Below are 19408 nucleotides of genomic sequence, written 5' to 3' on the forward strand. Positions count from 1 at the left end.
AAACCTCTCCTCAATCAGGCCAAGGCCGCACGGGTGGCGGCAAAGGCGTCCGGGGTATCCAGATTATGGGTATTGATGCCCTTCACGCAGCGCTTGTTCAGGCCGGACAACACCTTGCCGGGACCGCACTCGACCAGATCGGTCACGCCTTGCTCAGACAGGCAAACCATCGACTCGACCCAGCGCACCGGGCTGTAAAGCTGAGCCAGCAAATCGCGCTTGAGGGCGTCGAGATCGGCCACCACTGCCGCGCTGACGTTCTGCACCAGCCGAATCCGCGGCGCCTGCCAGGCAATTGCCGATACGGCGCCGGCGAAGCGCTCGGCCGCCGGGCGCATCAACGCGCAGTGCGAAGGCACGCTGACCGGCAGCGGCATGGCACGCTTGGCGCCACGCGCCTTGCAGGCATCGACTGCGCGCGCCACGGCGGCAGCGGAGCCGGCGATGACCACCTGCCCCGGGGCGTTGAAATTGACCGCGCTCACTACCTCACCCTGCGCGGCTTCGGCGCAGGCGGCCAGCACATCGGCGTCCTCCAGCCCCAGGATGGCGGCCATTCCGCCCTGCCCAGCCGGAACGGCCTGCTGCATCAGCTGACCACGATGTTCGACCAGCTTCACCGCAGCGGCAAACTCCAGGCAACCTGCCGCCACCAGCGCCGAGTATTCACCCAGGCTGTGACCGGCAACGAAAGCCGGGACCGCGCCGCCCTGCGCCTGCCACAGGCGCCACAGGGCAATGGAGGCTGCGAGGATCGCCGGCTGAGTCTTGTCGGTTTGATTCAGTTGCTCTTCCGGACCCTGCTGGGTCAACGACCACAGGTCGTAGCCGAGCGCGTCGGAGGCTTCAGCAAAGGTGTCGATGATCAGCTGCTGCTGTGCGCCATGTTCGGCCAGCATCGCCAGGGACTGGGAGCCTTGGCCAGGAAAGACAAATGCGTGGGATGCAGACATGTATAGGTTTCCCTAGTGGTCTTAGCGTCGGGGGAAGTCGCGACAAGGCATAGCCAAGCGAAACGAACTGACAGTTGGATGACAGGGCGTCGGCCGCGGTCACATCCTAGAGCAACAGATCCTCGAGGCGCCCATGGAGGCGTTGCGGCAGATTTTCCTCGATCTCCGTCAAAGCACGGCGAATAGCGCTCTTAAAGCCCTCCTCGCCGGCGGCACCATGACTCTTTACCACGATCCCCTGCAAACCGAGAAAGCTCGCGCCATTGTGCCGCGCTGGCGCCAGTTCGGCCCGCAGGCGCCGCAACAGCGGCAGGGCCAGCGCACCGACCAGGCGCGCCCCGGGCCCGCTGCTAAACAATGCCTCGATACGCGCCGAGATCATCGCCGCCAGGCCCTCGCTGGATTTGAGCAAGATGTTTCCGACGAATCCGTCACACACCACCACATCGGCCTCACCGCGATACAGGCCGTCACCCTCTACAAAACCACTGTAGTTCAACCCCGGAGCCTGCTGCAGCAGACTCGCGGCGAGCTTGACCTGCTGATTGCCCTTGATGTCTTCGGTACCGACATTGAGCAGCGCAATACGCGGCCTGACGACTCCCATGGCCTCTGCGGCCACCGAGCCCATCACGGCGAACTGGTACAGGTGCTCGGCGCTGCAATCAACGTTCGCGCCCAAGTCAAGCAACTGGCAATGCCCGGCGCGAGTCGGAACCGCCGTCATCATGGCTGGACGATCGATACCCGGAAGCGTCTTCAGCACATAGCGCGACAACGCCATCAGCGCCCCGGTATTACCGGCGCTTACACAAGCCTGCGCCCGCCCCGCACGCACCAGCTCCAGGGCCACCCGCATCGAGGCGTCGGGCTTGCTGCGCAGCGCCTGAGCCGGCCGCTCATCCATGGCGATCACTTCGCTGGCGTGCGCGACACGCAGGCGCGCACGATCGACACCGGGACTCCGGGCAATCAGCTCTTCAATCAGGGAGGCTTGGCCGACAAGGACCAGGTGCAGCGAGGGGAACTCAGCCAGACAGGCGATGCTGGCTGGAACAATGCAGTGGGGACCGAAGTCCCCACCCATTGCGTCAATCGCGATGATCGGAGCGGACAAGGATTACTCGTCGGCGCCCTTGTCGATCACCTTGCGACCACGGTAAACACCTTCCGGCGATACGTGGTGGCGCAGGTGTACTTCACCGGTGCTCTTCTCGACGGACAGAGCGTTGCCTTCGAGAGCGTCGTGGGAGCGACGCATGTCACGGGCGGAACGGGATTTTTTGTTCTGCTGAACAGCCATAACTAATTAACTCCTAAACGTTTGGGTCACGCTTTAACTGTGCCAATACACTGAACGGGTTGGACCGTGTTACCTCGTCCTCGCTCGACTCGGGCTCTTCGAGGCCGGCCGGCTGCTGGCAATCTTCAGGGCCATGAGCCGGAACGATGGGCAAGGCGAGCAACAGCTCATCCTCGACCAGCGCCAGCAGATCCAATGGCTCTTCACCCACTTCCAGCACGTCATAGCCTTTCGGCACAGACTGGGTATTCGCACCTTCTTTCACCACAGCGTAATCACATGCGCTTTGGATCGGCAGAGCGACCAGCTCCAGACAACGCTGGCAAACCATCTTGACCTCAACCTCGAGCTCGCTGTGCATTACCACAGCATTGCGCTCGTCGCGCTCGAAGACGAACTTCGCGCGCACCATGCCGTGGTTATCGGCAAGCGGGTCGCAGAGGCGCTGCAAATCGGCCAGCGGTACCACTCCTTCGAGAGCGGTGCCACGATCAGCCAGTTTGCGCGGATCAACGTGAGGTGGAATCGGACCATTTGACATAGGCGCCGCATTCTAGGGATGCGCCCACACCCTGTCAAAGGAAATTCAGCCTGTCCAGCATCCAGACCGACAGCTAGAATCGCCCTCCTTATATAAGGAGTCCACCATGCTGCCCCTGGTACTCGCATCCAGCTCCCCCTACCGGCGCGAGCTACTGACCCGCCTGCGCCTCCCCTTCACCTGGAGCGCCCCGGCGATCGATGAAAGCCGCCTGCCCGACGAAGACGCCAGCACCCTGGTTCGCCGTCTCGCCGAAGCAAAGGCCAGAGCCATTAGCAGCACCCACCCGAAGCACCTGATCATCGGTTCCGACCAGGTCGCCACCCTCGAGCAGGACATCCTCGGCAAGCCTCACACCTTCGAGCGCGCCCACGCCCAACTGCTCGCAGCCAGCGGCAAGAGCGTCACTTTCCTCACCGGCCTTGCCCTGCTCAACAGCGAAACCGGCCACTGCCAGGTGGACTGCATCCCCTTTACCGTGCACTTCCGCCCCCTCGGCGAAGCCCAGATCAGTCGCTACCTGCAGGCCGAGCAGCCGTACGACTGCGCCGGCAGCTTCAAGGCCGAAGGCCTGGGCATCAGCCTGATCCGCAGCACCGAGGGCGCCGACGCCAGCAGCCTGATCGGCCTGCCACTGATCCGCCTGGTGGACATGCTGCACCAGACCGGTATCGACATCCCCTAACCCCAGACATAAAGAAGCCCGACCGAGGCCGGGCTTCTTTCATGGCAGCAAGAACATCAACGCAAACTGGGCCCCTGGAACCCCATCCACAACGCCACCTGCCCGGCAACACCGGCGCCAAGCTGCTTCGCAAAGCGATCGAGAGGCGACTCCTGCACGGTAAAATCGACCAGCTTCTCCACCCCGACCACCTCCCGCGCCACGTAGCTGCTATTACCCAAGGCATCAACTAGCCCCAGCTCCAGCGCCTGCTCTCCCGACCAGACCAGCCCCGAGAACAGCTCAGGATACTCATCGACCTTGAGCCGCTCACCGCGCCCCAGCTTGACGCTGTCGATGAACTGGCGATGAGTCGTTTCGAGCACGCCCTGCCAGAAGCGCGCCTCCTCCTCCTTGGGCGGCTGGAACGGATCGAGAAACGTCTTGTGCTCACCCGAGGCATAGACCCGACGATCGACCCCCAGCTTCTCCATCACCCCAACAAAACCGAAGCCCGCCGCAGTGACACCGATGGACCCCACCAGGCTGGCCTTGTCGGCGTAGATCTGATCGGCAGCGCTGGCGATGTAATAGGCGCCGGACGCCCCCAGGTCGGTGATCACCGCATACAGCTTGATGGCCGGGTACTCGCCTCGCAGGCGGCGAATCTCGTCATAGATGTAGCCCGACTGGACCGGACTGCCACCCGGACTGTTGATCCGCAGTATCACACCCTTGGTATTGGCGTCCTCGAATGCGGCGCGCAGGCTGCCGACAATATTGTCGGCACTGGCAGCCTCCTTGTCGGCAATCATCCCCCGCACCTCGATGAGCGCGGTATGCGCACCACTCTTCGCAGCGCCCTTCTGCCAGTCGAGCAGCGGCGCAAACAGCGCCAGCGCCACGAACAGGTAGACGAAAGTCAGCAGCTTGAAAAAAATCCCCCAGCGCCGAGCGCGGCGCTGCTCCTGCACACCGGCCAACAGGGTTTTCTCCAACAGCTTCCAGCTCTTTTCATCGCCGCCACCACCAGCCGCCGACGCCTTCCATTCATCCGACATATAGACCCTCTCCACCCCTTTGCTCGGCTGCACGACACTCGAGCCAGTCGCGCAACTCCGTGAAATGCTCAATCGCCAGCGCCGGCCCATGCTCGCGCAACGCCGACAAGGGCTGGGCACCGTAGCCCACGGCCACCGAATCCACCCCCGCGCGCCGCGCCATCTGCAGATCGAATGCCGAATCCCCGACCATCAATGCCCGACTGGACGAAACACCGCAATGCGCCAGGATCTGCTCAAGCATAAGCGGATCCGGCTTGCTCGCCGACTCATCCGCACAGCGCGTGGTATCGAAATAATTCAGCCAACCACGCTGCTCAAGCACCCGCCGCAGGCCATTACGCCCCTTGCCCGTGGCCACGGCCAAGCGATAGCCCGCCACGCGGAACGCCTCCAGCGCCTCGGCCACCCCTGGAAACAGGGCCGAAGGCTCGGACTCCAGCGCCAGATAGTGCTCGCTATAGCAGCGCCGAAACCGCTCGATACGCTCCTGCTCGTCCAGTTGCGGATACAAAGAGCGGATAGCCTCCGGCAGCCCCAGGCCAATGATGCCCTTGACCTGAGCATCACTGCAGCGCATCAGACCACAGGCATCCGCAGCGAAGTGCATCGCCTCGACGATGCGACCGATGGAATCGACCAGCGTGCCATCCCAATCAAAGATCAGCAGCTGATAGTCAGGCACTCAAGCGCTCCAGCGTGCGCGCCCAGACCTCGTCGACCGGGGCCTCGAGCCGCAATTCGCCACCTTCGGGCAGCGGCACAACCAGGGCGTAGGCATGCAGGAACAGGCGCTTGCCGCCCAGGTCGCGAATCTCCCGGGTGAACTGTTCGTCGCCATACTTGCTGTCGCCGGCAATGCAATGACCGGCGTGCTTGCTGTGCACGCGAATCTGGTGAGTCCGCCCGGTCACCGGCTTGGCCTCGACCAGCGTGGCGAAATCGCCGAAGCGCCGCAGCACGCGAAACACGGTCAACGCCTCCTTGCCCTCGGCATTGACCTCTACCATGCGCTCGCCAGAACGCAGATTGCTCTTCTGCAGCGGCGCATTGACCTGCTTCTTCGCCGTCGCCCAGTGCCCGCGCACCAGGGCCATGTAACGCTTGTCCACGCCGTCGCCGCGCAGCGCTTCATGCAAGTGGCGCAACATGCTGCGCTTCTTGGCGATCATCAGCAGCCCGGAGGTATCGCGGTCGAGACGATGAACCAGCTCGAGATCCTTGGCGTCCGGCCGCAACTGACGGAAGGCCTCGATCACCCCGTAACTCAGGCCGCTGCCGCCGTGCACGGCAATGCCGGCCGGCTTGTTCAGCACGATCAGCCCCTTGTCCTCGTAGACGATCGCCGCCTCCAGCCGCTCGAGCAGCCCTTGCGCCAGAGGCTCAGGCTCGTCACGCTCAGCCAGCCGCAGCGGCGGCACGCGCACCACATCGCCCGCCTGCAGCTTGTATTCCGGCTTGATTCGCCCCTTGTTGACGCGCACTTCACCCTTGCGCAGGATGCGATAGATCAATGTCTTGGGCACACCCTTGAGCTGGGTGCGCAGGAAGTTGTCGATTCGTTGGCCGGCGAGTTCCGGTGCAACCTCGAGCAGCTGGACGCCGGAGGTTGGAGAGGCAGGAGTAGTCATCGCGCAATGATAACAATTTTTTATGGAATTGAAGCACTTAATCATTGCTGCTATAGTCGCGAACGCCGCCAAAAGCGGTCTGGTCTGCGGATGTTCGCCAAAACTGCCATCCCACACCGACGCAACCCATTCAGGACGTAAGGCCGTCCGACGGGACTTTCGCCGCAATGGCCGCGAATAACTCGGAAATAAAGCCTTAAGCCATGACGCGCGACCTTCCCCTTTGGATGGCCGCGGTAAATGCCAACCCGCTGCAGATTCTGCGCGCGGCACCCGATTTTCAGCGATACGTGTAGGGTGGAGATGTACAACTGTCGGTCTGCGTAGCACATAGCTTTACCAAGACGCCTTATCTCGTCCGCTACCGACAGCTGATTCCTCCTCCTGAGCAAGTGCTTTCTGTCACAACAGCAAGCAGGAGACGTCTGTCGCGGCCCAGCACAACTGGCTGACTGCCGCTTGACAATGAAACGATTTACGACCGTTTCTGACGCGCCTGACACCGACCCTGAGAGTCGTGTGTGCCGAACGCCGTTTCCGCCAGCACCGGAAACCGACGGTACTACATGAAAAGAATGCTGATTAACGCAACTCAACCCGAAGAGTTGCGTGTTGCCCTCGTCGACGGCCAACGCCTGTACGATCTGGACATCGAGTCGGGCGCCCGCCAGCAGAAGAAGGCCAACATCTATAAAGGCCGCATCACCCGCATCGAGCCCAGTCTCGAAGCGGCGTTCGTCGACTTCGGTTCCGAGCGCCACGGCTTCCTCCCCCTCAAAGAGATTTCCCGCGAATACTTCAGCAAGGCTCCCGAAGGCCGCGTCAACATCAAGGACGTGCTCAAGGAAGGCCAGGAAGTCATCGTTCAGGTCGAGAAAGAAGAGCGTGGCAACAAGGGCGCAGCCCTGACCACCTTCATCAGCCTGGCCGGCCGCTATCTGGTACTGATGCCGAACAACCCCCGTGCCGGTGGCATCTCCCGCCGCATCGAGGGCGAGGAGCGCAACGAGCTGCGCGAAGCCCTCAACGGCCTGAACGCGCCGGGCGACATGGGCCTGATCGTGCGCACCGCCGGCCTCGGCCGCTCCAGCGAAGAAATGCAGTGGGACCTGGACTACCTGCTGCAGCTGTGGAGCGCGATCAAGGAAGCCTCGCTGGATCGCGCCGCCCCCTTCCTGATCTACCAGGAAAGCAACGTCATCATCCGCGCCATCCGCGACTACCTGCGCCAGGACATCGGCGAAGTACTGGTCGACAGCGTCGAAGCCCAGGAAGAAGCCCTGACCTTCATCCGCCAGGTGATGCCGCAGTACGCCAGCAAGATCAAGCTGTACGAAGACAGCGTGCCGCTGTTCAACCGCTTCCAGATCGAAAGCCAGATCGAAACCGCCTTCCAGCGCGAAGTGAAGCTGCCGTCCGGTGGCGCCATCGTCATCGACCCGACCGAAGCCCTGGTGTCCATCGACATCAACTCGGCGCGCGCCACCAAAGGCAGCGACATCGAGGAGACTGCGCTGCAGACCAACCTCGAAGCGGCCGAAGAGATCGCCCGCCAGCTGCGCTTGCGCGACATCGGTGGCCTGATCGTCATCGACTTCATCGACATGACCCCGGCGAAGAACCAGCGCGCCGTGGAAGAAAAAGTCCGCGAGTGCCTGGAAGCCGACCGCGCCCGCGTCCAGGTCGGCCGCATCTCGCGCTTCGGCCTGCTGGAGATGTCCCGCCAGCGCCTGCGTCCGTCGCTCGGCGAGACCAGCGGCATTGTCTGCCCGCGCTGCAACGGCCAGGGGATTATCCGCGACGTCGAATCGCTGTCGCTGGCCATCCTGCGCCTGATCGAAGAAGAAGCCCTGAAGGACCGCACCGCCGAGGTCCGCGCCCAGGTGCCGATCCCGGTCGCCGCCTTCCTGCTCAACGAGAAGCGCAACTCGATCACCAAGATCGAACTGCGCACCCGCGCGCGTATCGTGATCCTGCCGAACGATCACCTGGAAACCCCGCACTTCGAAGTGCAGCGCCTGCGTGACGACAGCCCGGAAGCCCAGACCACCCAGTCCAGCTACGAAATAGCCCCGACCGAAGTGGAAGAAGAGAAGCCGACCGCCGCCACCCGCACCCTGGTTCGCCAGGAAGCCGCGATCAAGGCCGCACCGCCGCGCACCGCACCGACCCCGACAGCGGAACCGGCCGAGGAAGAGCCGGCAGCCAAGCCGGTCGCCAGCGAACCCAGCCTGTTCAGGGGCCTGGTGAAGTCGCTGGTCAGCCTGTTTGCCGGCAAGGAAGAGGAAAAGCCGGTCATCGAGAAGAAGAAGACCAGCGAACGCCCGCCACGCAGCGAAGAGCGCCGTAGCGGCCGTCAGCAGAACCGCAGCCGTGGCGGCCGCCGTGACGAGGAACGCAAACCGCGCGAAGAACGCAAGCCGCGTGAAGACCGTGCGCCGCGCGAAGAGCGCCAGGCTCGCGAAGAGCGCGCACCGCGTGAGGAGCGCGCCCCCCGCGAGGAGCGTCAGCCACGGGAAGCCGTCGAGGTCCGCGAGCCGCAGGAAGTCCGTCAGTCGCGCCCACCGCGTGAAGGCCAGGAGAACCGCCGTGAGCGCAAGCCACGTGAAGAACGCCAGCCCCGCGAACTGCGCGCACCGCTGGACGCGCCGGAAAGCGCCGGAGCTGAAGAAGAGACACGTGCCGAGCGTCCGCAGCGCGAGCCGCGCCAGCCTCGTCCGTCGCGCGAAGAGCGTCAGCCGCGTGCCGAGCAGGCGCCGGCCGACGAAGAAGTGCTGAGCAACGAAACTCAGGCAGCCGACGACGAGCAGGATGGCAACGAGGGCGGAGATCGCCCACGTCGTCGCTCGCGCGGTCAGCGCCGCCGCAGCAACCGTCGCGAGCGTCAGCGTGATGCCAGTGGCAACCTGATCGAAGGCAGCGAAGAAGCCGGCGAAGACAGCGGCGAAGTAGCCGCCGCACCGAGCGTGGCCGCAGCCGTGGTAGCCGCGGCCGAGGTGACTGAGCAGACCGCGAGCAGCGAAGCTGCTGCAGCCAGCGAGGAGGGCCGCAACAAGGCGCCGGCCGAGCAGCCGGAAAAAGCCGAGCTCCCGGCGACCGAGCCCGCACCGGAAGCTGAAGCCCCCGCGACCGAAGCAGCCGCTCCGGCCCCCGCCGAAGCCGAAGCAACCGTGGTAGCCGAGGCCCCAGCCGAAGCCGAATCTGCGGTGGTGACCGAAGAAGCTCCGATCGCCAGCGAAGAGAAGGCCGAAGTCGTCGTCGAGACCGCCACGGCCGAGCCTGTCGTAGAGCCCGCCCCCGCAGCCGAAGCGACGCAAGCGCCAAGTGCCGGCGGCCGTGCGCCGAACGACCCGCGCGAAGTGCGCCGCCGCAAGCGCGAGGCCGAGCGCCTGGCCCGTGAGGCAGCCGAGGCAGCAGCCAACGAGCCCGAAACCGTGCAGACCAGCAGCGACGAGCCAGCCGCTGCCGAGCCGGCACCCGTGAGCAACACCGTCGAAGCAGCCGAAACCCCAGTGGAGGCAACCGAAACGGTAGCGAACGAGGCCGCGCAGGCATCGGAAAAGCCAGCCGAGGAAAAGCCGGAGGCCAAGGCCGAGGACGCGGAAAAGCCTGAAGAAGAGCAGCCGGCAAAGCCACACGCCTGATGCTCTAGGCCGACATGAAAAAGGGGATGCTTCGGCATCCCCTTTTTTTATTCCTCCGCTACCGCGAAAGTCGCGCTGCCTGACGAACCGGACCTGGTCAGAGCACGTTGGGCTCGATCTCCAGAGTCACCGCAAAACGCTCGGCGATATCGGCCTGGATGCGCCGGGCCAGGCTCAGCAGCTGCTGCCCGCTTGCCTGGCCATAATTGACCAGCACCAGCGCCTGCAAGCGATGGACCCCGGCATCGCCTTCACGAAAGCCCTTCCAGCCGGCGCGCTCGATCAGCCAACCGGCCGCCAGCTTCACCAGGCCATCGGCCTGCGGGTAGGCCACCAGGTCTCCATGCTCGCTGCGCAGGCGCTGCGCCAGCTCGGCGGTCACCAGGGGGTTCTTGAAGAAACTGCCGGCATTGCCCAGCACCGCCGGATCCGGGAGCTTTTCACTGCGGATGGCGCAAATGGCCCGACTGACATCGACCGCAGTTGGCGCCTCGATGCCCTGCTCCGCCAGGCGCTGACGCACCGGCCCATAGTCCAGGTGCAGGGTCGCCGAACGACTGAGGGCGAAACGCACCCGCAAGATCACCCAGCGCCCCGTCTCGCGCTTGAACAGGCTGTCGCGATAGGCGAAACCGCAATCGGCCAGCTCGAACTCGCGCAGCTCGCCGCTCTGTCGATCCAGGGCAGTCAGGCCGGCGAACACATCCTTCAGTTCGACGCCATAGGCGCCGATGTTCTGCATGGGCGCGGCACCGACGGTACCGGGTATCAGGCTGAGATTCTCCAGCCCGGCGAAACCCTGCTGCAGTGTCCACTGCACGAACGGATGCCAGGGCTCCCCGGCCTCGGCCTCGATCAACAGGCGCTCACCATCATCCTCCAGCACGCGAATGCCGCGGCTGGCCATGCGCAGCACCAATGCCTCGACGTCGCCGGTCAGCAACAGGTTGCTACCGCCGCCCAGCAACATCAGCGGCAGGCCTCTCTCGGCGGCACAGGCCAGGGCCTGGCGCACCTGCTCATCGCTGTTCGCCTCGGCGAACTGGCGCGCGCTCGCCTCGACCGCGAAGCTGTTAAAGGGCTTGAGCGAGACGCCCTCGCGGATCTGCAGGCTCATAGGCGCCCCTTGAGTTCGCAGAGCAAGGCGTCACTGGCCTGCTCGATCAGGTCCAGAACCTGTTCGAAACCATCCTCGCCGCCGTAATAGGGGTCTGGCACCTCGTCCAGCGCCAACTGATAGCGACGCAAGAGCAGGTCCAGCTCCGCCGCCCCGCCGGGTGGGCGCAAGCGCTGGAGGTGACTGAGGTTGCTGCCGTCCATGGCCAGGATCAGGTCGAACCGACTGAAGTCGTCGAGCGCGACCTGACGTGCGCGCAGGGCCGACAGGTCATAGCCACGGCGTTGGGCCGCCAGGCGGGTGCGGGTATCGGGCGCCTTGCCGACATGCCAGTCGCCGGTGCCGGCGGAGTCGACCTCGACGCGGGCCTCGAGACCCGCCTCGCGCAACTTGTGGCGAAATACCCCTTCGGCGGTGGGCGAGCGGCAGATATTGCCCAGACAGACGAACAGAACGCGCATCAGGCCCCCAGTAGCCGACGGACCCGCTCGAGGTCTGCCGGGGTATCGACGCCGGCAGGCGGCGCTTGCACGGCATCGGCGACATGGATGCGCACGCCATGCCACAGCGCGCGCAGCTGCTCCAGGCACTCGGTGTTCTCCAGCCAGCAGGGACCCCAGGCAACGAAGTCGTGGAGGAACTGCGCGCGATAGGCGTAGATGCCGATATGCCGGCGGTAAGGCACACCGACCGGAAGCTGGCTGCGATCCACCGCGAAGGCATCCCGGGCCCAGGGCAGCGGCGCGCGGCTGAAGGTCAGCGCCAGGCCGTTGCTGTCGGTCGCCACCTTGACCACGTTGGGGTTGAACAGAGCGGCAGCCTCGTCGATCGGCTCGGCCAGGGTCGCGATGGCCGCCTGCGGGTTGGCCGCCAGGTTAGCCGCCACCTGATCGATGATCGCCGGGGGAATCAACGGCTCGTCGCCCTGCACGTTGACCACGATGGCGTCGGCCGCCAGACCCAGCGCGCTGGCGACCTCGGCCAGACGATCGGTCCCGGAATTATGCTCGGGTCGGGTCAGTTGCACGGCGGCGCCGAAACCGCGGCAGACCTCGACGATGCGCGCATCGTCGGTCGCCACCACCACCTGTTGCGCACTGCTCTTGCACGCCTGCTCCCAGACATGCTGGATCATCGGCTTGCCGGCGATATCCAGCAGCGGCTTGCCCGGCAAGCGGCTGGAGGCGTAGCGCGCCGGAATCACCACGGTAAAGGCTGTGCTCATCTACTTGTCCAGGCGCTCGTCGACGTTGAGGGTGCGGGCTTCGCTCTCCAGCATCACCGGGATGCCGTCACGCACCGGAAAGGCCAGGCCATCGGCCTTGCAGATCAGCTCGTGCTTGTCGGCGGTCAGCTTCAACGGGCCCTTGCACAGGGGGCAGGCCAAGATATCGAGAAGTTTCGGGTCCATGGAAGATCCTTGCTGTGGGGCTGCAGGAACTGCCGGCGCCCCGGATCACCACAAGGGACTAGGGTGCGAGTGGCAGCAAACGGGCCAGTTGCGCATCGAACCAGGTGACAAAGGCCGTGGAAGGCTCGGCATCCACGGCCAGGTACCACCAGTCGTCGGCGGCGAATGCCCGGCATTTCACCGCATCCTTCTCCGTCATCAACACAGGCAGGCGCGGGCTGAATTCCAGCAGCTCGGCGCTGTACTGCGCATGGTCGGCGAAGGCATGCGGAATGGGCCGCCAGTGTAGCGCCTCGAGCGTAGCGAAGAAACGCTGCGGATTGCCGATGCCGGCCACGGCATGCAGGCGCTGCTGCGGCGGGAAGAACTCCAACCCGCGGCGCTCCCCGCTGCGCAGGTTGACCAGGGTGCGCGGGCGCAGGCAGAAACCGTAGCCGCCCGCCGGATCGCCCTCGGCGCCATTGAACAGCAAGGCATCGACACTGCCCAGGCGCTCGACCGGCTCGCGCAGCGGCCCGGCCGGCAGGCAGCGGCGATTGCCCAGGCCCCGCGCGGCATCGATCAGCACCAGCTCCAGGTCGCGGGCCAGGCGGTAGTGCTGCAGGCCGTCATCGCTGAGGATCAGGTCGAGGTCTTCCTGTTCGAGCAGCGCCCGCACCGCCCGCCCACGGTCCGGGTCGATCATCAGCGCCACGCCGCTGCGCTGGACGATCAACAGGGGTTCGTCGCCGGCGACGCTGGCCGACTGCTGCGGGCGCACCCGCCAGGGGAATCGCGGTGGGACGGAGCCGTAGCCGCGACTGACCACCCCGACCCGCAGGCCGCGCTTGCGGCAATGCTCGATCAACCAGAGGATCAGCGGGGTCTTGCCGGTCCCGCCGACGGTGATATTGCCCACCACCAGCACGGGCACCGGGGCGCGATAGATCTCGCCCTCGCCGGCGAGAAAGCGCGCGCGGCGCCGTTGCGCCACCCGGCGGTACAGCGTTTCCAGGGGACGCAGCAGGCCGAGAGCCGGATGCCCGGCATACCAGGCGTCGACCAGGCGATCGGACCAGTCCATCAACAGCCGTCCATCACGGTACGGCCTGCGCCTCGACCGTGGTGATGCGCAGGTGGGCGAAGCCGAGCTTGCCGGCTGCATCCATCGCGGTGATCACCGCCTGGTGTGGCGTCTTGGCATCGGCGCTGATGGTCAACGGCAGGCTGTTGTCGCCGTCCGACTCCTTCTGCAACGCGGCGCTCAAGCCCGCCAGGTCACTCTTCAACAGCAGGCGGCCGTTCAGCGAATAGCTGCCGTCGGCGGCAATAAGCACCTCCAGCTGCTTGAGTTCGCTCTGCTCCGGCGGCGTGCCGCTGGCCGCCTCGGGCAGATCGACCTTGAGCTGGGTCTCGCGGGTAAAGGTAGTGGTGACCACGAAGAACAGCAGCAGGATGAACACCACGTCGATCAACGAAGCCAGGTTGATCTCAACGTTTTCCCGCGGTTTACGCCGGAACTTCACGCCTTGGCCTCGCTCAGGTCGACGTCACGGTCTCCTTGCACGACTTCCACCAGCTTGATCGCCTCCTGCTCCATGCCGACCACCAGCTCATCGACGCGGCGCTGCAGGTAGCGGTGGAAGAACAGCGCCGGAATGGCCACCATCAGGCCGGCGGCCGTGGTGATCAACGCCTTGGCGATACCCCCGGCCAGCACCGGCGCATTGGCCATGCCCGAACCCATGAAGGAGCTGAAAATCTCGATCATGCCCAACACGGTGCCGAGCAGGCCGAGCAGCGGTGCGATCCCGGCAATGGTGCCGAGCGCGTTTAGGTAGCGCTCCAGTTCGTGGATGACCCGCGCAGCTGCTTCCTCGATGCATTCCTTCATGATCTCGCGACCATGCTTGGAGTTGGCCAGGCCGGCCGCCAGGATCTGCCCCAGGGGCGAATCGGCGCGCAGCTCCTTGAGCTTCTGGTTGTTCAGCTTCTTGTCTTTGATCCAGCGCCACACCTGACCGAGCAGATTGGGCGGGGTGATGCGACTGGGTCGCAGAGTCCACAGGCGTTCGGCAATGATGCCGGCCGCGGCGATAGAGCACAGAACGATTGGCAGCATCATCCAGCCGCCAGCTTTGACCAGTTCCCACACGGTGGCAGATCCCCCTCACAAAAGTGGCGCCACTCTAGCATAGGGTCGTGGCCCCGCCGACCGCCGCCGTTCTCATTTTTGTCTCCAGAATCGGCGCTCGTCGCGCAGCCCGCGTGCCTCGCCGAAGGTGCCCAGGCGCAGTCGCAGGGCACCCTGCTCCACCGTGTCATGCAACTTCGCGGGCAACGCCCCATAGCGGGCCAGCACGATGGGGTGGGGATGGCCGAAGGCATTGTGCCGGCCGCGGGAAATCAGCACGGCGCTGGGCGCCACCGCGCGCACAAACGCGCTCGAGGAGGAGCTGCGACTGCCGTGGTGAGGCGCCAGCAGCCAGTCGGCACGCAGATTCATGCCACTGGCAAGCAGGGCCCGCTCGGCGTTGCTGTCGATATCGCCGGTGAGCAACAGCCGCTCGCCCGCGGCCTCGACCAGCAGTACGCAGGAGGCCTGGTTGCTGTCGCCGGCCCGGGCCCAGCGCCACAGGGTAAAGCGCACCCCATCCCACTGCCAGTTGCGCCCAGATTCACAGGGCTCGGCCCCCAGGCTGGCCGGCAAGGCGCCGGCCTCGCCGCTCCACACCTGCCGGACCGACAAGCCTTGCACGATCGCCTGCGCGCCGCCGGCATGGTCGTTGTCAGCATGGCTGAGCAGCATCAGGTCGAGGCGCCGCACATCCAGGGCACGCAGCGAAGGCAGTACCACGCGCTCGCCCATATCGAATTCGCCGAAACGCGGTCCGGCGTCATACAGCAAGGCATGTTCACGGGTGCGCAGCAGCACGGCCAGGCCCTGCCCCACATCCAGTACCCAGACCTCGGCCTGGCCGGCGGGTGGGCGCGGCTGCGGACTGCACAGCAAGGGCAGCAGCAGGAACCAACCGAGGCTGCGCATGGGGACACCGGCGGGCAACAGCAACAGCAAGGCCCCGAGCGCCACCAGCAGCCAGGACCAGACCGACAGCGTGCTGGGGAGCCAGGCCGGCAATCCGCTCGCGATCAGCGTCAGCAATCGAAACAGCAGCTCGAGGGCGCCGCCAGCCAGCCACAACAGCGCGCTGCCCAGCCAGGGCACAGGCAGCAGCAAGGTGCCGAGCAGGGCCAGCGGCACCACAAGAATGCCGACCCAGGGCACGGCAATCAGATTGGCCAGCGGCGCACTGGAACTGACCGGCAGGCCCAGCGCCAGCAGTACCGGCAGCAGACCGATCGCCATCCCCCACTGCGCCCGCCCCAGGCTATGCCACCAGGACCAGGCTCCCAGACGGCCGCCAAAGATCAGGATCAGCAGGCCAACTGCCGCGAACGACAACCAGAAGCCCGCCTGCAGGCTGGCCAGGGGCTCGACCAACAGCACCAGGGCCAGGGCGACCAACAGCGGCAACCAGACGCCCAGTTGGCGAAAGCGCCAGCGCCACAGCAACACCAGCCCGACCATCACACAGGCGCGGCGCACCGGCACCTCGAACCCGGCCAGCATCCCGTAGCCCAGGGCACCGGCAAAGGCCAGGCTGCAGGCGGCGGGCAACCAGGGCCAGCCTCGCGGCCAGCAACCCCAGCGCGCCAGCCCGGCGACCAGCCCGTAGAGCAGCCCGGCCATCAGGGCAATATGTTGGCCGGAGATCACCATCAGGTGAATGGTTCCGGTGTCCTGTAGTAGCCGCCAGTCCGCTGCCGACAATCCCGAACCGTCACCGAGCACCAGGGCCGCCAACGCGCCCGCCCGACCAAGGGCGTCGCTGCCCAGCAGGCGCTGACGCAAGGCATCGCGCCAGGCTGGCGGGCCGGCGGCCGCCTCTACCCGGCGCCCACTCTTCACCGTGCCGGTGGCGCCGATGCGCTGACCCAGCAGCCAGGCTTCGTAGTCGAAGGAGTGCGGGTTGACCAGGCCGTGGGGACGCTTGAGACGCACGGCCAGACGCCAGGTTTCGCCGCCGCGCACGGGCGGCCCGTCGTACCAGGCCAGGCGCATGCGCGTGGGCAACACGGCGCGGCGCGAGGCGGCGTGCTGCAGCTGGAAGCGCACCACGCCGTCACTCACCTCGGGCAAGCCGACGACCTGTCCCTCTAACCACAGCGTGCGGCCGTCCAGCTCAGGCGCCAGGCGGTCGTCCAGCGCCCACTGAGCCGAGGCACAGGCCCAGCCGAAGCCAATCAGAAAGAACCCGCACGGATAGGCGCGCGACGGCAGGCACAGGAGGCCCGCCAGCGCCAGCAGACAGGCCAGCCAGACCGGCGGCAGCGCCGGCAAGAAACGCAGCACGAGCAGGCCTGCGATCAGTGCGACCATCCCTAGGCGCATCGCCTTCACTCCTTGAGACCCTTCCATGGATCCCGGCTGACACCGACCTCGGCATACGTACTGTCACAAAGTCTAAAAGCAGCCGATTCCGAATCTGTGCATAATAAACGCGCTTTTCAGCCTGCCAGAGAGCCTCCATGCCGCGTCGTTTCTTCAAGCGCTACATGCCCCACCCGGATCGCATCAAGGGCAGCAAATCCCTGCGCTTCCTCGGCACGCTGATCCACGACCCCAACCTCTGGCACCTCAACCGCCACTCGGTCTCCCGCGCCATGGCCATCGGCCTGTTCTGGGCGATGATCCCCATGCCCCTGCAGATGATCGCCGCCGCCGTGGTCGCCATTCCGGCCCGCGCCAACCTGCCGATCTCGGTCGGCCTGGTCTGGCTGACCAACCCCATCACCATGCCGCCGGTGTTCTACTGCAGCTACAAATTCGGCGCCTGGATGACCAATACCCCGACCCTGCACCTGCCCGACCAGGTCACCCTGCGCTGGATCGGCCAGGTGCTGCAGAGCCACTGGCAGCCGCTGTACCTCGGTTCCCTGGTACTGGGCCTGCTGCTGGCGGTGATCGGTTACCTGGCCACCAACACCTATTGGCACTGGTGGGTGCGGCACAGCTGGCGTAAACGCCAGGAGCGCCGCCGCAAGGCAAAAGGCCAGGGCTGAAACGAAAAAGCCGTTACCCAGGTAACGGCTTTTTTCAGCCCGCAGCTTAGCTCACTCGTAGCGCAGCGCCTCGGCCGGCTGGATTTGCGCAGCGCGCCAGGATGGATAGAGGGTGGCGAGAAAGCTCAGGGCCAGGGCGGCGGCGCAGATCAACAGCACATCGGAGACCAACAACTCGGACGGCAGGTTGCTGATGAAATAGACGTCAGAGCTCAGCACCTGCTGGCCACTTAGCCGCTCGACCCAGCCGACCAGCTGGCTCACATTCAGCGCCGCGACGACGCCCAGCACGCCACCGATCAGGGTGCCGACCGAGCCGATCACCGTGCCCTGCACCATGAAGATGCCCATGATCTGCCGCGGCGTTGCGCCGAGGGTACGCAGAATGGCGATGTCGCCGCCCTTGTCGGCCACCACCATGATCAGGGTGGCGATGATATTGAACGCCGCCACAGCCACGATCAGCAGCAACAGCAGGCCGATCATGGTCTTTTCCATCTTCATGGCACTGAACAGACTGCCCTGGGTCTGGGTCCAGTCGCTGGCGCGGTACCCCTCGCCCAGCTGCCCGGCGATCTCGGCCGAGACCTGCGGCGCCTGGTACAGGTCCTTCAGTTTCAGGCGCACGCTCTGTACCTGACCCGGCGCCAGGCGCTGGATCTGCGCAGCATCGGCCACGTTGATCAGCGCCAGGGAGCTGTCCAGCTCGGCGCCGACCTTGAACACACCGACCACGTTGATGCGCTGCATCCGCGGCACGATGCCCCCCGGTACCGAGCTGAGCTCGGGCACGATCAGGGCCAGCCTGTCGCCGACATTGAGTTGGAAGCGCCGCGCGGTGATTTCGCCGATCACCACGCCGAACTCGCCGGGACGCAGGTCGCCCAGACGTCCCTGCACCATGTGCTGAGGCAGAATGGACACCTGCGACTCGAACTGCGGATCGATGCCCTGCAACTGGATCGGCTGCATCGCCCCGCGGTGTGACAGCATGCCCTCCAGCTCGGCAAAAGGCGCCGCCGCGAGAACCTCGGGGTGCTTGCCGGCTGTCGCGGCGAGCGCCTGCCAATCATCCAATCCCTGCTCGGCGGCGATACTGGCGTGGGGCACCATGCCGAGAATGCGCGAGCTCATTTCCTTCTGGAAGCCGTTCATCACCGACAACACCACGATCATTGCCAGCACGCCGAGGGCCAGACCGATCATCGAGGTCAGGGAAATGAAGGAGATGAAGTGATTGCGCCGCTTGGCCCGGGTATAGCGGCTGCCGATGAAGACACTCAGCGGACGGAACATCAGGCGGCCACCAGCTTGCCGTCTTCCAGACGCAGCACCCGATCCATCTGCAGGGCCAGCTGCATGTCATGGGTCACCACCAGGAAGGCGGTCCGGGACGAGACACTGAGCTCCTTCATCAACTCCTGAATACCCTGGGCGGTATGGTGATCCAGGTTGCCGGTCGGCTCATCAAGCAGCACCAGGCCCGGTCGATTGACCAGGGCGCGGGCAATCGCCACGCGCTGGCGCTCGCCGCCGGACAACTCCGCCGGCTTGTGCGCCAGGCGATGATCCAGGCCGACTCGCTCGAGCAGCGCGGTGGCCCGCTGCCGGGCCTCGGCGATGGCCGTGCGGCCGATCAGCAGCGGCATGCAGACGTTTTCCAGGGCGGTGAACTCGGCCAGCAGGTGATGGAACTGATAGACGAAACCCAGGGCCCGGTTGCGCAGCAGGCCGCGCTCCTTCTCGTTGAGCGCCGACAGCTCTTCGCCGGCCAGCCAGACGCTGCCCGTGCTCGGCGTGTCCAGGCCGCCGAGCATGTTCAGCAGGGTACTCTTGCCCGACCCCGAACTGCCGACTATCGCCACCCGTTCGCCGGGATGCAGCTCGAGGGCCAGGCCGTCGAGCACCACCACCGATTGCGGGCCTTCCTCATAGCTCTTGCCCAGGTTGCGGCAGCTCAGCACGGCCTGATCTTGCATG

General features: G+C 65.5%; 20 protein-coding genes. 3 read left to right on the plus strand and 17 right to left on the minus strand.

The genetic code is table 11. The annotated features are described in order from the left end of the window. Window positions 1–14: 14 nt before the first annotated feature. From fabD to KDW96_RS03415, 4 genes are all read right to left on the minus strand, one after another. On the minus strand, window positions 15–953 hold the full coding sequence (gene fabD / locus KDW96_RS03400; RefSeq protein WP_255839010.1) for an ACP S-malonyltransferase: 939 nt from the start codon (window positions 951–953) through the stop codon (window positions 15–17). A gap of 106 nt (window positions 954–1059) precedes the next feature. Then, window positions 1060–2070 carry a phosphate acyltransferase PlsX gene (gene plsX, locus KDW96_RS03405; RefSeq protein ID WP_370295311.1) on the minus strand — a complete coding sequence of 337 codons (1011 nt, stop codon included), beginning with the start codon at window positions 2068–2070 and terminating at the stop codon, window positions 1060–1062. Between the two features lie 3 nt (window positions 2071–2073). Continuing rightward, entirely contained in the window at window positions 2074–2256 is a 183-nt protein-coding gene (gene rpmF, locus KDW96_RS03410; protein WP_025167420.1) for a 50S ribosomal protein L32, read from the minus strand. A 13-nt stretch (window positions 2257–2269) separates the two neighbouring features. Further along, on the minus strand, window positions 2270–2797 hold the full coding sequence (locus KDW96_RS03415; protein ID WP_255839011.1) for a YceD family protein: 528 nt from the start codon (window positions 2795–2797) through the stop codon (window positions 2270–2272). A 106-nt stretch (window positions 2798–2903) separates the two neighbouring features. On the opposite strand from KDW96_RS03415, the gene KDW96_RS03420 reads away from it, so the two are divergent. Next, the gene (locus tag KDW96_RS03420) at window positions 2904–3482 is read left to right on the plus strand and encodes a Maf family protein (protein ID WP_255839012.1); all 579 of its coding nucleotides are present in this window, start codon (window positions 2904–2906) and stop codon (window positions 3480–3482) included. 56 nt (window positions 3483–3538) lie between these two features. Here KDW96_RS03420 and KDW96_RS03425 read toward each other — a convergent pair whose 3' ends face one another. From KDW96_RS03425 to rluC, 3 genes are read right to left on the minus strand one after another with little or no spacing between them, the layout of a single operon-like run. Further along, the gene (locus tag KDW96_RS03425) at window positions 3539–4522 is read right to left on the minus strand and encodes a S49 family peptidase (RefSeq protein WP_255840619.1); all 984 of its coding nucleotides are present in this window, start codon (window positions 4520–4522) and stop codon (window positions 3539–3541) included. Next, the gene (locus tag KDW96_RS03430) at window positions 4512–5207 is read right to left on the minus strand and encodes an HAD-IA family hydrolase (RefSeq protein ID WP_255839013.1); all 696 of its coding nucleotides are present in this window, start codon (window positions 5205–5207) and stop codon (window positions 4512–4514) included. Before KDW96_RS03430 ends, KDW96_RS03425 begins: the two co-directional genes overlap by 11 nt. Next, window positions 5200–6153, minus strand: coding sequence for a 23S rRNA pseudouridine(955/2504/2580) synthase RluC (gene rluC, locus KDW96_RS03435; RefSeq protein ID WP_255839014.1), 954 nt, complete (start codon window positions 6151–6153; stop codon window positions 5200–5202). Before rluC ends, KDW96_RS03430 begins: the two co-directional genes overlap by 8 nt. A 566-nt stretch (window positions 6154–6719) precedes the next feature. Between rluC and rne the strand changes: the two genes are divergently transcribed. Further along, complete coding sequence (gene rne, locus KDW96_RS03440; RefSeq protein ID WP_255839015.1) at window positions 6720–9797, plus strand: ribonuclease E; 3078 nt, start codon at window positions 6720–6722, stop codon at window positions 9795–9797. A 97-nt stretch (window positions 9798–9894) separates the two neighbouring features. Here rne and murB read toward each other — a convergent pair whose 3' ends face one another. The 8 genes from murB to KDW96_RS03480 form a co-directional block, all read right to left on the minus strand. Beyond that, window positions 9895–10914: a UDP-N-acetylmuramate dehydrogenase gene (gene murB, locus KDW96_RS03445; protein ID WP_255839016.1), complete on the minus strand. Its 1020-nt coding sequence runs from the start codon at window positions 10912–10914 to the stop codon at window positions 9895–9897. Further along, complete coding sequence (locus tag KDW96_RS03450) at window positions 10911–11375, minus strand: low molecular weight protein-tyrosine-phosphatase (protein WP_255839017.1); 465 nt, start codon at window positions 11373–11375, stop codon at window positions 10911–10913. Before KDW96_RS03450 ends, murB begins: the two co-directional genes overlap by 4 nt. Next, complete coding sequence (gene kdsB, locus KDW96_RS03455; RefSeq protein WP_255839018.1) at window positions 11375–12139, minus strand: 3-deoxy-manno-octulosonate cytidylyltransferase; 765 nt, start codon at window positions 12137–12139, stop codon at window positions 11375–11377. The genes KDW96_RS03450 and kdsB overlap by 1 nt, the downstream gene beginning before the upstream one ends. Next, window positions 12140–12325 (minus strand): Trm112 family protein, encoded by a 186-nt coding sequence (locus KDW96_RS03460; RefSeq protein ID WP_255839019.1) that lies wholly within the window; start codon window positions 12323–12325, stop codon window positions 12140–12142. It abuts the gene before it with no gap. Between the two features lie 58 nt (window positions 12326–12383). Then, entirely contained in the window at window positions 12384–13388 is a 1005-nt protein-coding gene (gene lpxK, locus KDW96_RS03465) for a tetraacyldisaccharide 4'-kinase (RefSeq protein WP_255839020.1), read from the minus strand. A 13-nt stretch (window positions 13389–13401) separates the two neighbouring features. Further along, window positions 13402–13830: a flagellar polar localization protein PocB gene (gene pocB, locus KDW96_RS03470; protein ID WP_255839021.1), complete on the minus strand. Its 429-nt coding sequence runs from the start codon at window positions 13828–13830 to the stop codon at window positions 13402–13404. Beyond that, window positions 13827–14459: a flagellar polar localization protein PocA gene (gene pocA / locus KDW96_RS03475; protein WP_255839022.1), complete on the minus strand. Its 633-nt coding sequence runs from the start codon at window positions 14457–14459 to the stop codon at window positions 13827–13829. Before pocA ends, pocB begins: the two co-directional genes overlap by 4 nt. 72 nt (window positions 14460–14531) lie before the next feature. After that, the gene (locus KDW96_RS03480) at window positions 14532–16757 is read right to left on the minus strand and encodes a DNA internalization-related competence protein ComEC/Rec2 (protein ID WP_255839023.1); all 2226 of its coding nucleotides are present in this window, start codon (window positions 16755–16757) and stop codon (window positions 14532–14534) included. 137 nt (window positions 16758–16894) lie between these two features. On the opposite strand from KDW96_RS03480, the gene KDW96_RS03485 reads away from it, so the two are divergent. Then, entirely contained in the window at window positions 16895–17428 is a 534-nt protein-coding gene (locus tag KDW96_RS03485; protein WP_255839024.1) for a DUF2062 domain-containing protein, read from the plus strand. A 51-nt stretch (window positions 17429–17479) separates the two neighbouring features. Here the strand turns inward: KDW96_RS03485 and KDW96_RS03490 are convergent, their stop codons facing one another. Together KDW96_RS03490 and lolD are read right to left on the minus strand one after the other, a co-directional pair. Then, complete coding sequence (locus KDW96_RS03490; RefSeq protein WP_255839028.1) at window positions 17480–18724, minus strand: lipoprotein-releasing ABC transporter permease subunit; 1245 nt, start codon at window positions 18722–18724, stop codon at window positions 17480–17482. Next, window positions 18724–19407 carry a lipoprotein-releasing ABC transporter ATP-binding protein LolD gene (gene lolD, locus KDW96_RS03495; protein WP_255840620.1) on the minus strand — a complete coding sequence of 228 codons (684 nt, stop codon included), beginning with the start codon at window positions 19405–19407 and terminating at the stop codon, window positions 18724–18726. Before lolD ends, KDW96_RS03490 begins: the two co-directional genes overlap by 1 nt. Between the last annotated feature and the right edge of the window lies 1 nt (window position 19408).

The sequence above is a fragment of the Pseudomonas benzenivorans genome (assembly GCF_024397895.1).
Classification (GTDB): Bacteria; Pseudomonadota; Gammaproteobacteria; order Pseudomonadales; family Pseudomonadaceae; genus Aquipseudomonas; species Aquipseudomonas benzenivorans_A.